The organism is Streptomyces sp. 8L (genome assembly GCF_020176795.1).
Lineage (GTDB): Bacteria > Actinomycetota > Actinomycetes > Streptomycetales > Streptomycetaceae > Streptomyces.
Window position 1 is genome coordinate 1 of the sequence record NZ_JAIUKE010000837.1, and the last position, 1,985, is coordinate 1,985.

Below are 1,985 nucleotides of genomic sequence, written 5' to 3' on the forward strand. Positions count from 1 at the left end.
CCCTCTGCCGGCTCAACCGCCGGCCCGAACAGCGCACCGAGAAAACCCCGGCCAGGAGCGCGACCAGGGGCGCCGTGGCGGTGGCGAGGCAGGAGCTGCGGGTTATCCGGCCAGTCGCAGTGAGGGCTGGACATCCTCGAGGGGAGCGTCTTCACCACCGTCGGGATCCGGGTCGAAGTCAGTGCCGGTGCGGCCGTCGCGCACGCGGGGCGGGCGGATGTCACCGACCGGGAAGTTGATGGGCCACACGTGGGTGTCCGGGGCCTTGAGGTGGTTGGTCATGTGGGCGAGGGACTCGTAGCCGGCCAGCAGCGGGTGGATGAGCAGCGTGCCCTTGCGCTGGCGTTCGCTGATGATGCCCTTGTCGCGCAGCTGGCTGATGGCTCTGGAGACGGCGGACTGAGACAGCCCGAGGCGCTCCGCGATCTCCTGCTGACGAATGTGGACCAGGCCGCCGGGCTCCTGGCGCGCGGTGAGCACGTCGAAGATGTCCCGGGCGGTGGCCGACAGGCAGGCGTTGGGGAGGACCTCGAACAGCTGCGGGTTGTGGAATCCAGGGATCGTGCTGCTCATCGCGAGGTCTCCTTCTTCCCGACCGTCGGAATCTCGATCTGGTGCTCCAGCAGTACCTTCTGCAGCGACACGACCAGCTCCCGATGGTGGTCACTGCCCCACCCGTAAGCGTAGAGCGGGTTCAGCCGGTACAGCCCGCGCTTCTCCTTCCACGTGAAGTTGTGGCGGGAGAGCTCCCCGATGGCCTTGCTGACCTTGGTCTGCGAGCAGCAGAAGTGCTCGCCCAGCTTCGCCTGGGTCGTCTTCACCAGGGCCTGCCGGTCGTGGTGCGTGACCAGGTAGTCGAGCACGTCCCGGGCCACCGTGGTGAGCCGGAACTTCCACAGGTTCGCCTGCAACACGTCCGAGACGCTGGAGTGGTTCGTCCCGTAGAAGGCGTAGGGCCGGCGCTTGCGGTCGTAGGTGAACGTCCCGCCCTTGGACAGCTCCTTGAACTTGTTGAGCAGGGCGGCAGCCGATTCGAGGCCGTTGACGTCGTCCCGCTCCGGGGCCGGGACGGGAGCCAGCGGCGGCGTCCGCAACGGCGCCGGTGCACTGCTTCTCAAGCGCTGAGCCACTGACTTCCCTCCATGATCATTGAGGCGCATAACATACCTCATGAGTGATGTTATGCGCGAGATCCATTCACCCTCGGCGTGTCCCTAGCCAGGGACGATCTAGTCGGCTAGGCCGCATACATCTCGGGCTCCGCGACCACGATCTATGCGTGAGGGGGAATAGAACTTCCGCGTTTCCGCAGGTCACGGTTCCGCGCCTATCTGATCTTTAGAGACCCACCCCCTACGGCCCGCACTGCGCCCCTCCAGCCGCTCCATGCAGCGGCGAGGATGCGGCCGGGCGGGGGATGCCGCGGATCCATCCACCGGCACCCAGCCAGCTGCTGCGCCTCGGTGCCCGGACGGGGCTGAGGCGGCTTCGCGTGCGGCTCTGTGGACCGGGTGCGGGTCGTGGGCGGCAGCAGCGGAGCTGCGTCTCGGGTGGTGCCGGCCGTAACGCTCAAAAGCGAGGAAGCGTGGCTGGGGCCGGTGGACGGTTCCGCCGCCCGGCCCCCAGGGGGCCATTCGGCTCCGGTACCTCCGCACGCCGAAATTCAGCCTTTCCCAATTCCTTGCGCGAGTGGGGTAACCGAATTCCGGCGTTGACCTTGCATCAAAAGCCGCGCCCCGGCCGGGTGGTTGGGGGGGTGTCCCGTGTTTCCGCCAACGGTACATGCTGCATCAACCTGATGCACGCGGTACACTAGAACCCCACCCCAACGAGCGACCTACCCCCTCGCAGCCAGCCCGGTCCGCGCCAGCGGGCCCCAAGGGACTGGAGGCGCAGCCGGAAGGACCGTCAAGCGGGGGAGCGCAGCGGGCCCGCCCGCGCCGCCCCCCCCGCCCCCCCCCCCCCGGCCGGGGGGCCCCCCAGCC

The 1,985-nt window shown here is 68.4% G+C and carries 2 protein-coding genes; both read right to left on the minus strand.

The genetic code is table 11. The features are described 5' to 3' along the window. Positions 1-102: 102 nt before the first annotated feature. Entirely contained in the window at positions 103-573 is a 471-nt protein-coding gene (locus LCE31_RS39265) for a helix-turn-helix transcriptional regulator (protein WP_093584539.1), read from the minus strand. Next, complete coding sequence (locus tag LCE31_RS39270) at positions 570-1,130, minus strand: hypothetical protein (RefSeq protein ID WP_225023042.1); 561 nt, start codon at positions 1,128-1,130, stop codon at positions 570-572. The genes LCE31_RS39265 and LCE31_RS39270 overlap by 4 nt, the downstream gene beginning before the upstream one ends. Positions 1,131-1,985 lie beyond the last annotated feature (855 nt).

Bases quoted from the DNA above. Each gene is read 5' to 3' on its own strand.
- LCE31_RS39265 (WP_093584539.1), bottom strand. From the start codon at position 573: ATGAGCAGCACGATCCCTGGATTCCACAACCCGCAGCTGTTCGAGGTC.